General features: G+C 61.9%; 13 protein-coding genes. 4 read left to right on the top strand and 9 right to left on the bottom strand.

What is annotated here, in order from left to right; all coding sequences use genetic code 11:
- Window positions 1-10 precede the first annotated feature (10 nt).
- From AC2YB9_RS05680 to AC2YB9_RS05650, 7 genes are read right to left on the bottom strand one after another with little or no spacing between them, the layout of a single operon-like run.
- A complete protein-coding gene (locus tag AC2YB9_RS05680; protein ID WP_487267780.1) occupies window positions 11-784 on the bottom strand; it encodes an SDR family NAD(P)-dependent oxidoreductase in 774 nt (257 codons plus the stop codon).
- On the bottom strand, window positions 784-1,620 hold the full coding sequence (locus tag AC2YB9_RS05675) for an alpha/beta fold hydrolase (RefSeq protein ID WP_487267779.1): 837 nt from the start codon (window positions 1,618-1,620) through the stop codon (window positions 784-786). The genes AC2YB9_RS05680 and AC2YB9_RS05675 overlap by 1 nt, the downstream gene beginning before the upstream one ends.
- 42 nt (window positions 1,621-1,662) lie before the next feature.
- Window positions 1,663-2,994, bottom strand: coding sequence for a M20 family metallopeptidase (locus tag AC2YB9_RS05670; RefSeq protein ID WP_487267778.1), 1,332 nt, complete (start codon window positions 2,992-2,994; stop codon window positions 1,663-1,665).
- 25 nt (window positions 2,995-3,019) lie between these two features.
- A complete protein-coding gene (locus AC2YB9_RS05665; protein WP_487267777.1) occupies window positions 3,020-4,312 on the bottom strand; it encodes an amidase in 1,293 nt (430 codons plus the stop codon).
- Between the two features lie 19 nt (window positions 4,313-4,331).
- A complete protein-coding gene (locus tag AC2YB9_RS05660; RefSeq protein ID WP_487267776.1) occupies window positions 4,332-5,243 on the bottom strand; it encodes a VOC family protein in 912 nt (303 codons plus the stop codon).
- Between the two features lie 31 nt (window positions 5,244-5,274).
- Window positions 5,275-6,309: an FAD-binding oxidoreductase gene (locus AC2YB9_RS05655; protein WP_487267775.1), complete on the bottom strand. Its 1,035-nt coding sequence runs from the start codon at window positions 6,307-6,309 to the stop codon at window positions 5,275-5,277.
- A 9-nt stretch (window positions 6,310-6,318) separates the two neighbouring features.
- Window positions 6,319-7,509 carry a Rieske 2Fe-2S domain-containing protein gene (locus AC2YB9_RS05650; RefSeq protein WP_487267774.1) on the bottom strand — a complete coding sequence of 397 codons (1,191 nt, stop codon included), beginning with the start codon at window positions 7,507-7,509 and terminating at the stop codon, window positions 6,319-6,321.
- A gap of 205 nt (window positions 7,510-7,714) precedes the next feature.
- Between AC2YB9_RS05650 and AC2YB9_RS05645 the strand changes: the two genes are divergently transcribed.
- Window positions 7,715-9,313: a hypothetical protein gene (locus tag AC2YB9_RS05645; protein ID WP_487267773.1), complete on the top strand. Its 1,599-nt coding sequence runs from the start codon at window positions 7,715-7,717 to the stop codon at window positions 9,311-9,313.
- Window positions 9,314-9,598: 285 nt separating this feature from the next.
- The gene (locus AC2YB9_RS05640) at window positions 9,599-10,105 is read left to right on the top strand and encodes a winged helix DNA-binding protein (RefSeq protein WP_487267772.1); all 507 of its coding nucleotides are present in this window, start codon (window positions 9,599-9,601) and stop codon (window positions 10,103-10,105) included.
- A gap of 19 nt (window positions 10,106-10,124) precedes the next feature.
- Here AC2YB9_RS05640 and AC2YB9_RS05635 read toward each other — a convergent pair whose 3' ends face one another.
- Window positions 10,125-11,318 carry a CaiB/BaiF CoA transferase family protein gene (locus AC2YB9_RS05635; RefSeq protein WP_487267771.1) on the bottom strand — a complete coding sequence of 398 codons (1,194 nt, stop codon included), beginning with the start codon at window positions 11,316-11,318 and terminating at the stop codon, window positions 10,125-10,127.
- A 334-nt stretch (window positions 11,319-11,652) separates the two neighbouring features.
- Here AC2YB9_RS05635 and AC2YB9_RS05630 point away from each other — a divergent pair, with 334 nt between their 5' ends.
- A complete protein-coding gene (locus AC2YB9_RS05630) occupies window positions 11,653-13,059 on the top strand; it encodes an IS1380 family transposase (RefSeq protein WP_487267148.1) in 1,407 nt (468 codons plus the stop codon).
- A 608-nt stretch (window positions 13,060-13,667) separates the two neighbouring features.
- Window positions 13,668-13,937, top strand: coding sequence for a hypothetical protein (locus AC2YB9_RS05625; RefSeq protein WP_487267770.1), 270 nt, complete (start codon window positions 13,668-13,670; stop codon window positions 13,935-13,937).
- A gap of 800 nt (window positions 13,938-14,737) precedes the next feature.
- Here AC2YB9_RS05625 and AC2YB9_RS05620 read toward each other — a convergent pair.
- Window positions 14,738-15,106, bottom strand: coding sequence for a helix-turn-helix transcriptional regulator (locus tag AC2YB9_RS05620; protein ID WP_487267769.1), 369 nt, complete (start codon window positions 15,104-15,106; stop codon window positions 14,738-14,740).
- Between the last annotated feature and the right edge of the window lie 43 nt (window positions 15,107-15,149).

Here is a 15,149-nt window from a genome sequence, read left to right as displayed (position 1 = left end):
AATCACTGCGTCAGCTCACCAATCCTCCGTCGAGGCTGATAACCGAGCCGCAGAGGAAGGCGCCCGCCCGCCCCGACATATAGACGACCGTGCCCGCCATGTCGTCCGGTCGACCAATCCGCCGCAACGGCGTGACATTGATGAAGTCATCGAGATGCACGGCGAGCACAGGATCCGCACGCCGGCTCGGGAAAGCGCCGGGGGCGATCGCGTTGACGGCGATCCCCTCGGGCCCGAGAGTCTTGGCCATGTGTCGCGTCAGCTGATGAAGCCCTGCCTTTGCCGCCGGGTAGGGGTAGGTCGACAGGAACGGCGGCTTGATGCCATCCGCTGAGCCAATGTTGATCACTCGGGCTGGGTCGTCCAACGATGCCGCCGCGCGCAACGGGCCGAGCAGCGCCTGGACGAGGAAGAACGGGACCCGCAGACACAAGTTGACCACGGAGTCCCACTCGTCGACCGTGAACTCCTCGATGCTCGCCTCCGCCATGGTGCCGGCGTTGTTGACGAGTATGTGGAGAGCGTCGTGGTGCTCCGCGAACTCTTTCGCCACCAGCTCGGGTGCATCTGGTTGGCTGAGGTCCGCCCGGATCGCGAAGGCCTTTCCTCCACCCCCGACGAGATCCTCGACGACCTGATCCAGGTCCGCCTGGGTGCGGCCCACCAGCCCGACGGTGGCACCGGCATCCGCCAAGCCCTGCGCGATCATCCTGCCGATGCCGACGGATGCACCCGTGACAAGGGCCACTTTGCCGCTGAGGTCGAACAGATGGGCGGTTCCCATCAGTTATCCTCGTCGTTGAAAAAGTTGATGAGAAGCTGCTGGAACCGCGCCGCATGCTCGATCTGCGTCCAGTGGCCACACTTCCCGAAGCCGTGCAGTTGGGCATTCGGGATCATCTCGAACATCCTGAGCGAGTTCTCGAACGGCACCACGATGTCGTCGCGGCCGTGGAAGATGAGGGTTTGGTGAGGTAGTGCTTTGAGGTCCTCTTCGGGGACAACCTCCGCGTCGAGATGCGCCTGCTGCGGTGCTGGGAACATGCGAGCCATAGCTTCGACGACTCCAGGGCGGATCGTCGCTTCGTAGCGAAGCTGGGCTAGCTCGTCTGTCACCAGCGCCCGGTCGTAGGCCATGATGTCCATGATCGATTTCATGTTCTCAACCGACGGTGTGTAGTTCCACAGCTGGCGCAGGTTGTCATTCATCTCCTGCTTGACCCCACCGGCGCCCATGAGGGCGATTCGCCCGACGCGCTCGGGATGCTGCACGGCGAGGTGCAGCGCGAGCCCCCCACCGAAGGAGTTGCCGACAATGTGGGACTTTTCGATTCCCAGCCCGTCCATCAGGGCGATCAACTGGTCGAGCCAGGTGTCGTAGATGTGGAACTCTTGGTCGTCCCTGATCTCGGTATAGCCGAAGCCCACGAGGTCGGGGACGATCGTGCGGAAGTGTTGGGAGAGGTTGGCGACGGTTCCTCGCCAATTGGCCCAGCCACTCACACCCGCGCCCGAGCCGTGCAGGAAGATGACTGGCTCCCCCTCACCGAGGTCGTGATAGTTCGTCGAGTAGTTTCCGGTCTGGATGGATGTGCCGATCTCCGGCGTGGACTTAGACATCTGGATTCCTCCTGGTAGTTGGATGGTTCGTGGACATGGGGATCATTTGAGTCCGAGCTCGGCTCGCGTGCGGGTCAGCGTGTCGACCACGGAGTACGCGATGGCCCTAACGCCGTGCATCACGTCGTCAACAGACGCAACACCCATGCCACCAAGGCCCTCATTGAGCTCCGGTGGCGCAGTCTCTGGGGGCCACGGGTATCCCACACGAGCCGTCGGCACGCCAAGGACACGAAGCATGGCGCCGTCCGTCTGCCCGGCCTGATAGGGAGTCTCCGTGTATGGGGCACCAGTCACCTCGGACCAACCGCGTTGGGCGGACTGGATGATCCAGTTATCAAGGTCCGTAGCGCCGCCTGGCAACGACCCATACATGTCGAACTCAACCTCAATCTGCGGGTGACGTGCTCGTATAGCGGCGATGACATCGCCGAACTGGCGGCGGACGTTGGCTGGTGAGACGCGGGGGTTGATGCGCAGATCCAGGAATATTTCGGCCGTCGCAGACGGAAAACCTGGCTTGTCAGGGTTTCCTGAACGGACCGCTGAGATCCATCCCTCGGGTAGCACCCCGCCGTTCGTGTTCGCGGCTGTGTACCGGGGCAGCCATTCCTCGAGTTCCTGGATGACAGTCGCGGCCGGCACGATTGCCGACCGGAAGCCGGGGGTGCCGCGAGTGATGCCGGCATATCCAAAGGTGCCCCGGACGGTGACCCGGAACCACGCCATGCCTGGCTCCTCCGCGTAGACACCCGGCCGGGGCTTGAGCAGCAGACAGTAGTCCGGATACAGGCCACGGTTAAGCAAGTGATAGATCCCGGTACTCATCCCGACGTGGTCACGCTTGCTGTTCATCCACGGCATGCCACCGCCGGCGAACCCAATCGCGAGGTCACCGATGAAGTCGAGGTCAGCGTCCTGTGAGGCGTGGACGACCTCGGTCAGCCCCGCGACCATGACCTTGGGGTTGGATGCGCCGAGGCCGATGACCAGGTCGTCCTGCACCCGCGCATGGGGAATCATGTCATCGCGCAGCGCAGGCCCAACGGTCGGAACGTCGTCCTCGGGCTCGATGTGGGTGTCGATGGGGCAGTAGAGCAGCAGCCGGGCCCCATCGCCAGAGCCGAGGATCTCGCCGTGGGCATTGCCGGTCGCCTGGGAAATAGGCATGTAATGCGCGTCGATGCCCACTGTGTCGCGCAAGTGTCCCGCCATGAACTCCGAGGCTTCACGCTCGGCTCCGGTCGGACTGTGGATGTCGACCAGCTTGACCAGAAGGTCCTGCATCCGGTCGGGATCAAGGCATGCATAGAGCCGGTCCAGCATCTCCTGGCGTTCACCGGTCAGGGGCAAAAGATGCGTCGTCACCTTCATGTTTGAGGTCCTTCGGCCAGTGGAATCATCGAGGAAGGTCCGGGAGTTCAACAACATCGGTCTCGCGGTGAAGGGTGATGAGGAGCCTGAGCAGGTCACCGTCGCAGTCGTACGGTCCGATGATTTGCGCCCCAAGAGGGAGGTCGTCGGGGCCTAGCCCGATCGGGAATCCAACCGCTGGCAGGCCAGCTGTCGATGCAGGGCGGTTGAACATAGGGTCGCCCGTTGTCGCGAGCGAGTCGGGCGCCTCGCCAGTTGCCGCGAGCGTGATCAGCACGTCGTATTCACGCAGCAGTCCGTCAAGGTAGAGCGTCATGCGTCGCAATACGTCTCGGCTAGCTCCGATGCGATCGGTCGTGAGCGAGCGGCCGTCCGCAAGGTGCTGCCGGAGCAATTCGCTGATCCGGTCGGGAGCTGGGGCGATCATCTGTTGCAGCGCTGATGCCGCCTCGTAATTCTGGATCTCGGCATGGGCGGACTGCAGGTCAGCGACCCACGCCGGCACCTCCACCGGCTCGATCCGCCCGACGTGCTTCGCCAATCGCTCCACCGCAATCTCTAACGCAGCCAGCGCTTCAGGCTGGGCGCGGTCGGACCACGGAAGGTGCAACACGCCAACGCGCAAGGCTGCCATCTCGGGGAGCGGCCTGGACCTCGTCAGGCTTCCATCCGCACGCGGGAAAGCCAACACTCGGTCGAGTGCAAGTAGCAGTTCGGGGTCCCTCGCGAACCCGCCGAGCGTGTCGAACGTCAGCGCGACGGGGAGCACGCCGGAGAACGGCCAACGGCTGTACGTCGGTTTGATCGTGAAGACCCCGCAGTACGACCCCGGACGGTTGACAGAACCGGCAGTCTGGGTACCGAGGGCCAGAGGCACCTGGCCGTCACCCGTCGCAGCCGCCGAGCCGCTGGACGAGCCTCCTGGCGAGTACCGCTCGTTAAAGGGGTTGCAGGTTTCGGTCGGGTCGTACGTGGCGAACTCGGTCGTCGTTGTCTTGCCGAGGATGACAGCGCCCGCCGCACGAAGACGACGGACGGCTTCGGCATCCTGCTGCGGTCGGTGACCCGCCCAGAGAGAAGATCCATATGCCGTCGGCTGATCACCGGTCTCGATGATGTCCTTGAGCCCTACTGGAACACCACGCAACGCGAAGTCCGTCTTCGCCTCGTCGACGGTGCGTGCCTGGGTCATGGCCAAGTCGCGGTCTAGGTGTGCCCAGGCATGCACGTGCTCGTCACGGGCATCGATGCGGTCGAGGCAGGCCCTCGTCTGGCTGGTAGCGCTAGGCAAGGTCGTGAGAAACGTCGTGGCGGTCATAGTGTGATTCCTTTGGGGGTCAAGCGATCGACCCGTTGGGCCCACCCGAGCGGGCGTTGTCCTTGATGAGCTCGTGGCCCCAGCGGGCGGTGGCCCGCCACGTCCGGACCTCCCAATTGGCGTCATTGACCAGCACTCCGCCGGTGCCGATCTCGAGCTGCCAGCCCGAGGGCGTGCGGATGTAGAAGGAGGTCATCGCGTCATTCGTGTGACGGCCAAAGTCCATCGTGATCGGAATGCCCATCGCTTTGACAACTTCGTATGCCCTGCCCACGTCATCGATGGTGTTCACCTCGACCATCGAGTGGTTGAAGGAACCGCCTTTGACACCGAAACATTCGTTCATTACGGCAAGACTGTGGTGGCGGCCGTTGACATGGAAGAAGGTCGCGTCAGCGTCCTCCCAGACGATGTAGTCGGAAACCACAAACCCAAGAACTTCTGTGTAGAACTTCACAGCCGCGGGATAGTCTGCGTAATGCATGACGACGTGGCCCATGCCGTATTCACCGGTACAGAAACCGGAAATAATCTGATTCCCTGGGCGGAACTCTTTGTGGTCCCAGGTCGCTCCGTAGCGGACTTCTGTCGGGTAGCCTCCCGGATCGATGAAGCGAATCGCTTGGACGAAGTCACGTTCTGCATTAGGGCTGCGATCGGCCCACTCCACCTCTACACCGCTCGCCTCGATCCTCACCGCGAGCGTCGCGAGCTCATCGGCGTGGTCGACCTCCCAGGTGATCCGCGCGATCGAGTCTTCGTCTGACGGGATGAGCTCGTAGCGGTATTCGAGGTCGTCGTAGCGGAAACGGAAAGGGTCGCTATCTTCTCGGCGCGAGCCTTCTTCCATTCCGAGAATGTCGACGAGTATCACGCGCCAACTTTCGATGTCGGTGACGTTGTACGACAGTGCGCCTAGACGTTTGATCATGGTAGTGAGCCTCCAGAGGTGGGTGTTGTTCTTAGTTCGAGCTGTCGAGAAATTGCTCGGACCTGATGTCATGGGCTGCCGCCCCGAGACTGGCGAGCTTTGCTGTGGCGGCCTGGATCATCCCGGGTGGGCCGCAGAGGTAAGCCACGGTGGCGGGTGCCATGTCGGCCGGGGTCAGTGCCGAGACCGGGTTGCCGTTGGCGATGCCCGCGCTGCCGGTGTTCTCGGCGAGAGTGACGCGGACGTCGAGGCTCGGCATAAAGGACCGGCGCGCGTCGAGTTCGTCGAGGTGGAAGAGATCATCGACCGTTTGGCATCCGAAGAGAAGCAGAATAGGTGGACACGGCTGGACGGTGCGCAGCCGGTCCAACATCGACAACATCGGTGCCAAACCTGTCCCGCCAGCCATGAGCACGGTGGGCAGTGGAACCGGATCCAAAACGAACCCGCCCTTGGGACCTTCGACATCGATCCGTGCACCGACTGTCACCTGGTGCCGAATGAAATCCGACATCGCACCCGAGGGCAGGACCCGAATCAGGAAGGTCAACTTGAACCTTTCATGTTCCCCCGATGCCATCGAATAGGAGCGCCACTCCTCGCTACCCGGCACCTTGAGCCGGCAGTACTGACCGGCGGTGAAGTTGAAGCGGATCGATTTGGGGACCCGTAGTTGCAGCTCGACGACGTTCGGGGCTAGCCAGTCGGCTCGGGTGACCTTCGCCTGGAACTGGATCGGCGGATTAGCCTCGAGGAGCGCGGTTGGGTAGTCGAGGTCGAACACGGTGTCACTGAGGGCGCGCGTCTGGCACAGCAACAGCTGGCCAGCGTCGATCTCTTCGCGCCGGAGACCCGTCAGCACGCCCTCTGGCATCACGGCCGAACCCTCGACCAGCGTTCCCACGCATGTGGTGCAGGTGCCAACCTCGCATTGGCTCACTAGGTCGAGGCCCGCAGTCTTCGCGGCGGCCAGGATTGTCTCTTCCTCTCCCACCGCAACCTCGCGGGTCTCGCCGTCTGTGAACCGGAGTGTGACCGTCCGACGCGCGCCATCAGTGCTCGTCACGAGGCCGGCTTACTCCTCGTCCAGGTATGGGGACTGGAAGTAGCCCCGACCAAACTTGGATGCGTGGCGGCGCCAAGCAACCACCGAGAAGTCCATGTCGCACAGGGTCTCGTTGTTCCATCCATCGTGTCGCTCGTAGAACTCCTCGGTCGCGTCACGCGCCATGATGTCGCGGTCATTGAAGTCGAGGAGGCCGAGCGGCTTGTAGAAGTTGTCGAAACGGAAGGTGAAGTCCTTCAGTTCCTCAGCCGTCGTACCGTGGTCGACGATGATCTCCCAGTACATGTGATTGTGGTCATCAATCGGCACGTAGAACTCGTACTGGCCGATGTTGGGCGTCGGCCAGTTCTCGATCATGAGGCTGCCCGGCACCCAGGCCGAGACGCGGAAGATCTCGTATTGGGTATTTCCGCGTGCGTGAATATCCACCATCGGGTTCTCAAGGATGGGCTCATAGTTCTCCGGCTTGTCGTACCGGTTCATGACGCCCTTCGGACCGTCCGGAATATCGATCAGTTCAGTGGCGTCATCGCGGAGTGCCTTCATACCCAAAGGCATGGCGCGGTCGAGCGCGACGATGATCTGGTTGTCCCAGTGGACGAGGAGGTGACCGGGGTCCAGCCCGTTCTCAACTGCGAGACGCCAGTTGCCATGCAACTTGCGTCGAATTCCGAGCGCCATGCAGTCGTCATCCATGAGGTGCGGGATCGCGTTGACTTTGTCCGTCACCTTGATGGGCAGGTCGCTCTCGATCGGCGGCGGGTCACCGAAGTCCTTGTCGCCGACGAAGACCCAGATGATCCCGGCGAACTCTTCCGTCGGGTAGCTCTGCACGCCGATGGTCCCGATCAGCTTGTCGTCGGGGCTACCGATGATGGTTTTCAGGTTGCCGGTCTCGGCGTCATAGGTGTAGCCGTGATACCAGCATGAGACTGTCTTGTCCGCGAAGCAGGTCGGCTTGGCAGACATCTTCACGCCACGGTGGGCACAGCGATCGCTGATCGCCCAAGCGTTCCCCGAAGCATCGCGTGTGACTGCGATGTCGTTTCCACCGATGGTGATACCAACTACGCCACGCTCCTCGACCTCGTGGCTGTAGACGCCCGGATACCAGTGATTGGCATAGCCCCAGTCGGCCTGAACGTACGGACCATACGACCTGACGATTCCGCTGGATTTTCCGACAGCGAGCTCACTCATCCTGCGCCTCCTGATTAGTGGCCGTACATGTGCCTATTGGGGCACCGCACCGCCCGTATGCTGAACTGTTGAGTAATCTTCGTTGAATCTTTGTTGAAAGTCAATGGAATTTATAACAGGAATTTAATATAGCCTCTATGGTAGATCAAACTGGGTTCGATACAACGTCTCTTGACTCATCTCATCTGGGGCAAAGGAGAAGGACATGGGCTTCCCGTATGTGTGGTCCGATGCCGACGACCCCGGCTGGCTTGACCTGTCGGCGCGCGCCCAGCGTGAGGTCAACCGACTGAGCGGCCGTTCCGACATCGTCGTGATCATCACGCCGGACGCGGAGTCTGTCCTTGCCTGGCGGCCCGAGAATGCGACCGCAACCATCGGCGCACGGTTCGTCCTCAACGATCCCGCGGACCATCCCGGCCACGTCCGGGCCGACGAGGCGCACTGGCGCGACCGTCCGGAGCTCGGATCAGAACTCATCGAGACGGTCGGCCTGGCCCGCCATGCTGGGTGCCCACTCCCTGAGGACCTTCCCGACCCACTCCGAGCGTGGGTAGAGTCGCTCGACCGGGTCCGTGTGCAGGCCGCCCAATTGTCGGAGCGTCCAGGCGACCGTCTGTGGCTGCGGATCGCGAACGCACGACGTCATGGCCGGCAGCTCTCGATCAAACGCGGGCTCCGCGCTTCGGTGGAAATCCTCGGCCTGGCCATCGCCGGGGCGCTCTCTGAACGCGAAACCGCAAAACTCCGACACCGGCTAGTCACAGTTCTCGATCACGGCCAGGTCCACTTCGTCGAAGAAGCACTGCGTCGAGTGTGCGCGCTCAGCCCAGATGATCGGGCGCAGCTCATCGCGGTGGCAAACAGACTGCACCGCATTGTCGAGGGAACGAGCCATGACGAGAAACTGATCGATGACGAGATCGACTTGTGGGCCGGCGAAACGCGGCGGACCGCGCAAGAACAGCTCGAGGGCGAGGCAGGCCCCCGAAACAGCGGCGCCGAGAACGTGCGGCAGCGAGAGTCCTTCGCCCGAGTCAACTCGCAGGTCACCGGCGAGCAGGTCAGCCAACGGCACGACGCTCTTGAACACGTCGAGCCAGACGCAGCCACCCGACTGCTGGCGCGCGACCTCGCCCGCCGTATCAGAAGCGCCCAGGAACGGCCGTCGACCCTCATGCGCACCCGGTCAAGAACGCCCCCCGGGCAGCTCATCATGCCGCAGTTGCGCAGGCGAGCCGGACAGGTAGCCGTTGGTGCCCCGCCAACAGCTACCCCGTGGTCCCAGCTGCGCCGACGGCCGCCCGAGGAGCCGCGCCTCACACTGGGACTGAGCTGGGACATTTCACAGTCGCGCCATAGTCTCCACCCCGAACTCTGCGCACTCTCATGGGCGCTCGGCAGGGCGGTCCGACAGGTCGGCGGTCGGTTCGCCGCGGTGGCTTTCAACGACCGTGCCCGGCCAGTGATCATGCCCGATCATGCCCCGGATCTCGTCGCGACGCCTGCGTGCTCAGGAGGATCGGCGGGTTGCCCGGAGTCGGTGCGCGCTTTGGACGGTCTGCTTGCGCTTTCGTGGAGCCACGGTTCTCGCATCCTCATCGTGAACTCCGACGGTCGTCTACCGAACCGGCGGCACGTAGCCGCTGAAGTCGATGCCCTCATCCGCGCTGGTGTTCACGTGCTCTGGATAGGTGAAGGAGCCTGGGCGCCACCAGGAAGCCTCGTCGTGGACGGGACAAGGCAAGATGCCGCGTTCAACCTGATCGCGCACGTTACGGGTATCCTCGCTACAGCTAGTTGATGCAGGCAAGCCTCAGGAGGGAACCACATGGCCACGACGCCGGAGAGCCGAGGCTCAAGTCGAACTCGCGACAGCAAGAAAGGGGCTTCCCCGAAGGTGAAGACCAACAATTCTAGGGTGCGCCAGTCCGATCACGACGCCGCCGCCGACACGAGGCCCAGCGGGGCCGACCTGGACCCCGCGACCCGCGAGGCCAAGTCCCAGGTCCCTCCCCAAGCGGAAGGCCTGGTACCGTCGCATCAGCAAATGACTCCAGAGGATTCGGAATCCAGATACTCGGAGGCCATGATCTGGCACCTCGCGAAGAGCGAGGTCGGTCACGTCGTGACCGCATTCGAGGTCGCACTGATGCAGACCTACACCGCCTTCGAGCGCTGGGCGACCCAAGTATCCAATCTGGTAGCTGGCCCAGATCTGACGTTCAACGAGATCGTCATCCTGCAGATGGTGCGGATGCAGGATCGCCCGAAGGACGCTGCCACTGTGGCTCGGCTGTGCAATCGCGAGGACCACGCCAACGTCCTCTACAACTTACGCAAGCTTCTCGCGCTTAATCTGGTGGCCAAGACCAAGGCGCGCTCCGCGACGCTGTACACCGTCACCGATGAAGGGCGCCTGTGGACGGACCGGTACGGATGGCTCCGGGAGCAGGTCTTCCTCATGGACTTACAGGACGAGTCGAGTTTCTTGGTCGGCCTGGAGCGAACGACCCGACGCCTACACGCCATGACGGGCGAGTATGACGCGGCCACCCGCACCAGTTCAGCGGTCAACCCCGACAAATTATTCTGACCCCACCTCGCAGCGGCATTCACTCCCGCTGGGAGGCATCCGCTTCGTCGAGCCACGCCCGAACGCTCTCGTTGTGCTGGCCGAGCGTCGGCGGCGGGGCAACGCTCTCGCGGCCCCCCGCAACGGAGTTGTCGTCGAAGCGGATCACCGGGCCCGGGATCGTCACCCGCCCCTGGGTGGGATGATCGACCTCCACGGCCAAGCCCTGCGAACGGAACTGGGGCCACTCGTAGACCTGCTGCATGTTGCGCACCAACCCGGCCGGGACACCCGCCATCTCAAGACGCTCCAGCCAGTGCTCCGCCGACTCTGTGGTGAACACATCTTCAATGGCCGCTGACAAGTCGTCGCGCGCTCTGACTCGGTCTTCGTTTGTAGCCCACCGTCCTTCTGCTGGACTGACACCGATGATGGGAGCGAACAACTTCCACAACTGCTCCGAAGCACAAGCCACTTGAATGGGGGACGTGCGGGTGCGAAAGAGCCCGTACGGCGAAATCGCCGGGTGATGAGCGCCCGAGGGTTGGGGGACCTGACCAGCGAGCGTCCAGCGCGTGGCCTGAAACGTGTGTGCGCCGCTGATCGCAGCGAGCAATGAAGTGCGCACGACTCGGCCCCGCCCTGTGTGCTCCCGTTGATAGAGGGCCGCAACGACCCCGAACGCACCATTCATACCGCACATGAGATCGCCGATGGGGACACCGACCTTGGTGGGCTGGCCGTGAGTCGGCCCAGTCAGGCTCATCAGTCCCGCCTCGCCCTGAAGGATCTGGTCGTAGCCGGCGCGTCGGCCCTCGGGCCCGTCGTGGCCGAACCCGGTAATTGAGAGAACGACAAGCCGAGGGTTGAGTTCGTGCAGGTACTCCGTCCCGAACCCCAGCCGGTCCATGACTCCGGGACGGAAATTTTCCACCAGGACGTCGGCACGGCACACGAGTCGTCTCAGAACCGCCGCTCCGTCCTCGGACTTCAGGTCGAGGACGATCGACTCCTTGTTGCGGTTGCAGCTGAAGAAGTAGGACGATTCGCGCCGCTCCCCCTCCCCGATGAAGGGGACCCAATGGCGGCTGTCGTCACCGGCCGGCGACTCGATCTTAATCACGCGAGCGCCCATGTCACCCAGCATCATCGTGGCTTGCGGCCCCGCTAGGGCGCGCGACAGATCGAGGACGACGGTTCCTGCCAACGGAGAGCCTCCGGCAAATTCATTCATACTGTGTCACCGATCTAGTCATTACATTAGACTTTGCTTTGAACTTACCTGAAAAGTCTAACAACATCTACGGCGGCGAAACGGCTGCGCCACTCGTCAACTCCTCGATCACACACCAGGCTTCTCCGCGCCGTTGCACGCCGCCGCTGGCAGGCTCGTCCGACACGCAGGAGGGGTCAGACAGGATTGCCGCACGATGCGGCGACGCCTGAGCCTGAATCCACCGATGTTGATCTGGGGTTGAGTGCGTCGTAACACGAGAATGCCCTCGTGTTGCGGGAAAATTGGAGCTGCTTAAGGTTCCAAATTCCGCGACACGAAGGACATCTCGTAAATGCAACTCTCTCATAAACGCCACGCTGTTTCAGCCTCGTTCGATGATCCGAATCTCGTGTCGGCCGCAGGTCTGGTCCCGGTTGTCAGGTTGGCCGAATCGGCGGGGCTTCGTGATCTGGCTGACAAACATCTGAGTGTTCCCACCGACAAGGGCGCAAATGCGGGTCTGAAGGTCATGTCTTTGGTTGCGGGGATGGTCGCCGGGGCTGACTCGATCGATGACATGGGTGTCCTTCGCCACGGCGGCATGAGGCGCCTGTTCAAGCATGTCTATGCGCCGTCGACGTTGGGGTCGTTCCTGCGAACGTTCACCTTCGGTCATGTCCGCCAACTCGACGCGATTGCCTCCCGCTTCCTGAAGGCACTCGCCACGAAGACGCCGCTGATCGCTGGTCTCGACGATGGCGACGACTATGTGATGGTCGACATCGACGACACCATCGTCGAGGTCCACGGCTATACCAAGCAGGGTTCTGGTTACGGCTATTCCGGTGTCCGCGGGCTCAACGCAGCAATCGTGACAGTGTCGACGAAACTGGCCGCACCTGTGATCATCGCCCAACGCATGCGCAAAGGCGCCGCGAACTCTGCGCGGGGTGCATCCCAGTTGGTCGCCGAAGCCATGTCAACCCTGAAGAAGCTCCAGAGGGCAGACACTCCGGGCAAGGTTTTGCTGCGCGCCGATTCAGCATTCTATGGCCATCCGACAATCAGTGCAGCGATCAAAACCGGCGCCGATGTGTCGGTCACGGCCAGGCTGGACCCGGCCGTCAAGGCCGCGATCACGGCCATCGGTGAGACCAACTGGCAGAAAATCGAATACACCCACCCGGTCTTCGACCAAGACACCGGCGAATGGGTGTCGCGGGCTGAGGTCGCCGAAATCGAATTCATCGCTTTCGCGTCACAGAAGAAAGCCCGCCATATTGCCGGGCGGCTCGTGGTCCGCCGAACCCCCACCCTCAACACCCAGGCCAAGAACGGCCAGTCCACGCTGTTCGACAGTTGGCGGTTCCACGCCTTCTTCACCACCAGCGATCTGGGAACCGTGGACGCGGACAAGACCCACCGCCAGCACGCGATCATCGAGCAAGTCCACGCCGATCTGAAACACTCGTCGCTGGCTCATCTGCCGTCAAAATCGTTTCCCGCGAACAGCGCCTGGCTGGTCCTGGCCGTGATCACATTCAACCTCACCCGCGCATCCGCAACCCTCACCGGACCGGGCCTGGCGAAAGCGACCACCGCCACGATCCGACGCAAACTCATCACGGTTCCGGCCCGAATCGCTTCCTCGGCCCGACGGATCGTGCTGCATTTGCCCGAAGGTTGGCAGTGGGAAACGGCCTGGAACGAACTACACAATGCCATCGGCTGCGGACCGCCAACACCGGCCGCTGCCTGACCATCCAGCCAACCGGCGCGACACGAAAACCCAGTGGACAACACGGACAACGAGGTCCGCCAGCCCCTCCTGCCCAAACGTCGACCCCGTCACCAAAATCAGAACCGACCACTCAAACGATGGGCATCGGTGGATTCAGGCTGAGTCTGGGCTCGCGCCGATCTCGTCGCGTTGAAACTGCACAGCACTTCTAATTGCTGATGTGGTCGATCACGAAAACCTCCGCGAGGGCATGCATCCTTGCGTATCTGAGCACCGTCTGCACGTTGATAGTTATGAATCCAATTATCCGCGGTCATTAGACGACAGGGCTTTCCTATTCGCACGAAGTGCCAACCATTGATACCCCTCTCCCAGGATGCAAGATTGCCAGGCCAGCGTGATCGCGATCCCGCAACGGCGGCAGGGTGACAGCTGCTGCCGCAGAACGCACCTGGCGGGCGAAGTCGATCAATAATGGTGAATCCGGAGAAAACGCTGAAGGCCTCCCAGATCATGCTTGGAAGGCCTTCACCCAACACGCTGTTCGCAGTGTTGAATCGTAGCGGGGACAGGATTTGAACCTGTGACCTCTGGTAAGTCCCAGGAGCCACACCCGTAACATCGAAATGTCTTTGGATAGCTTTGGTTGCCTTGATCTACACGAAGATCGACTGGCAGCCGACCGTCTCAGTATACCCATTACTTTTGGTCGTTTGGGAGTTTTTCTGGCTGATCTTGATGGCATTTCGATGGGTTTTCTGCGGCGGGTTGTCCCTGTGCTGGCCGACTCCGGCAGCCAATACGACGTGGTCAACGAAATGGTTTTTGCCGCGGCACTGCGTGCTAGTTCGTGTCATTTCGTGCTGTCGCGGAATGTCTTTGCATCGGCAAACTAATTGCCGCGAAGTGCTTGACAGCGCCCGCAACCCGGAGCATGGTCAAAGTGTGAGCGCCTCTGATTTTCATCCTCTCCTTGGCCCCAGCAGAATGAGTCTGGGCGAGGTTTCCACGCTCCCAGCGGCGTCCTGATCGGTGCCGCCGATTCGACGGGACCGCAGGTCGGACGGAACGTTCTGATTCACCACTAAGATCACGGTCGGGGCAACTGGTCCGCACTAGGCCGCCGTCCCCGTGTGAACGATGCGATGAACAACGCGTCGGGGGTGTCGCGGCATTGCCGTGTCAGAGGTCTTCGCGCACCTCAGCCAGCAGAGCATCGACATCGGCCGGTCTGCGCCTGCGGTGGTCGCGACCGTATCCGGCCATCGCCGTCGAGAACTCATCGAAACCTTCGGAACCCGTTGTCCCAAACCAAGTGGTCGAGTGGCCGGATCTCGTCTCCGCAAGCCGATCCCTGACCGGTGACGGTTCTATCCGGATTGCTGACGAGCGGAGTGGTGCATTTCGCCCAGAATGCAGCGGCTTTGGGAACGGGGCCCGAATGATTGGCGTACGTGCTCCGTTCGAATTGGTCGTCATCAGTTGAGACGTTCGTGCGGCCGGCAACGAGGCTGTGGTCGGGTCAGTGTCACCGAGGGTTCTGGCGCGGTTCCAGCCTGGACAATCGATCACCGATCGAATTCGAGCTAGCCTACAAACAACCACTCATCCCAGCCTGAAATTCACAACTCACCGGGTAACTAGGCCATGGGGCAGGTCAAAGTGTCAACAGAACTCTGGGCAACCCCTTTCGACATCAGTTGACTCGTGTCTTGTTTGTGTTGCGAGTGCGTCGGCGGGAGGGGAGCGAAACCACTTCTTCTGACGGGTTTGTGAGCTGTGGCTGCGATGCGACGTCGAATGTATGAACGTCCGTGGCAGGAAGCGCCGTGCGACTGTCGGTCTCTGGTGCTTGGGCGATAGTGGCATGCGTTGCGCCTGAATCTTCGAAGAACGACTCTTCCCATGCGAGCAGCGTGTCCAAGCGATAGCGGCCTGCAACTGGCTTCGGAAACGTTGGTGCCTTGATTTTTTTGTAGCCCTTGGTGCGGCCCCAACCGATACGGGCGATGATTTCTTTGGCGGAAAGGAATGTGTGCTCAGGTGGCACGGAATAGTTGATCATGACCGGAACCGTTTGAACCGTCCGAATGGTTGCAACCGTGCAC

Source organism: Aeromicrobium changchenzhani, assembly GCF_057586615.1.
The sequence above is the reverse complement of the archived record's forward strand: the minus strand, read 5'-3'. Positions and strand labels throughout refer to the sequence as shown.

Bases quoted from the DNA above. Each gene is read 5' to 3' on its own strand.
- AC2YB9_RS05630 (WP_487267148.1), top strand. From the start codon at position 11,653: ATGCAACTCTCTCATAAACGCCACGCTGTTTCAGCCTCGTTCGATGAT.
- AC2YB9_RS05680 (WP_487267780.1), bottom strand. From the start codon at position 784: ATGGGAACCGCCCATCTGTTCGACCTCAGCGGCAAAGTGGCCCTTGTC.
- AC2YB9_RS05620 (WP_487267769.1), bottom strand. From the start codon at position 15,106: ATGATCAACTATTCCGTGCCACCTGAGCACACATTCCTTTCCGCCAAA.
- AC2YB9_RS05635 (WP_487267771.1), bottom strand. From the start codon at position 11,318: ATGAATGAATTTGCCGGAGGCTCTCCGTTGGCAGGAACCGTCGTCCTC.
- AC2YB9_RS05645 (WP_487267773.1), top strand. From the start codon at position 7,715: ATGGGCTTCCCGTATGTGTGGTCCGATGCCGACGACCCCGGCTGGCTT.
- AC2YB9_RS05675 (WP_487267779.1), bottom strand. From the start codon at position 1,620: ATGTCTAAGTCCACGCCGGAGATCGGCACATCCATCCAGACCGGAAAC.
- AC2YB9_RS05640 (WP_487267772.1), top strand. From the start codon at position 9,599: ATGATCTGGCACCTCGCGAAGAGCGAGGTCGGTCACGTCGTGACCGCA.
- AC2YB9_RS05670 (WP_487267778.1), bottom strand. From the start codon at position 2,994: ATGAAGGTGACGACGCATCTTTTGCCCCTGACCGGTGAACGCCAGGAG.
- AC2YB9_RS05660 (WP_487267776.1), bottom strand. From the start codon at position 5,243: ATGATCAAACGTCTAGGCGCACTGTCGTACAACGTCACCGACATCGAA.
- AC2YB9_RS05625 (WP_487267770.1), top strand. From the start codon at position 13,668: ATGTCTTTGGATAGCTTTGGTTGCCTTGATCTACACGAAGATCGACTG.
- AC2YB9_RS05665 (WP_487267777.1), bottom strand. From the start codon at position 4,312: ATGACCGCCACGACGTTTCTCACGACCTTGCCTAGCGCTACCAGCCAG.
- AC2YB9_RS05650 (WP_487267774.1), bottom strand. From the start codon at position 7,509: ATGAGTGAGCTCGCTGTCGGAAAATCCAGCGGAATCGTCAGGTCGTAT.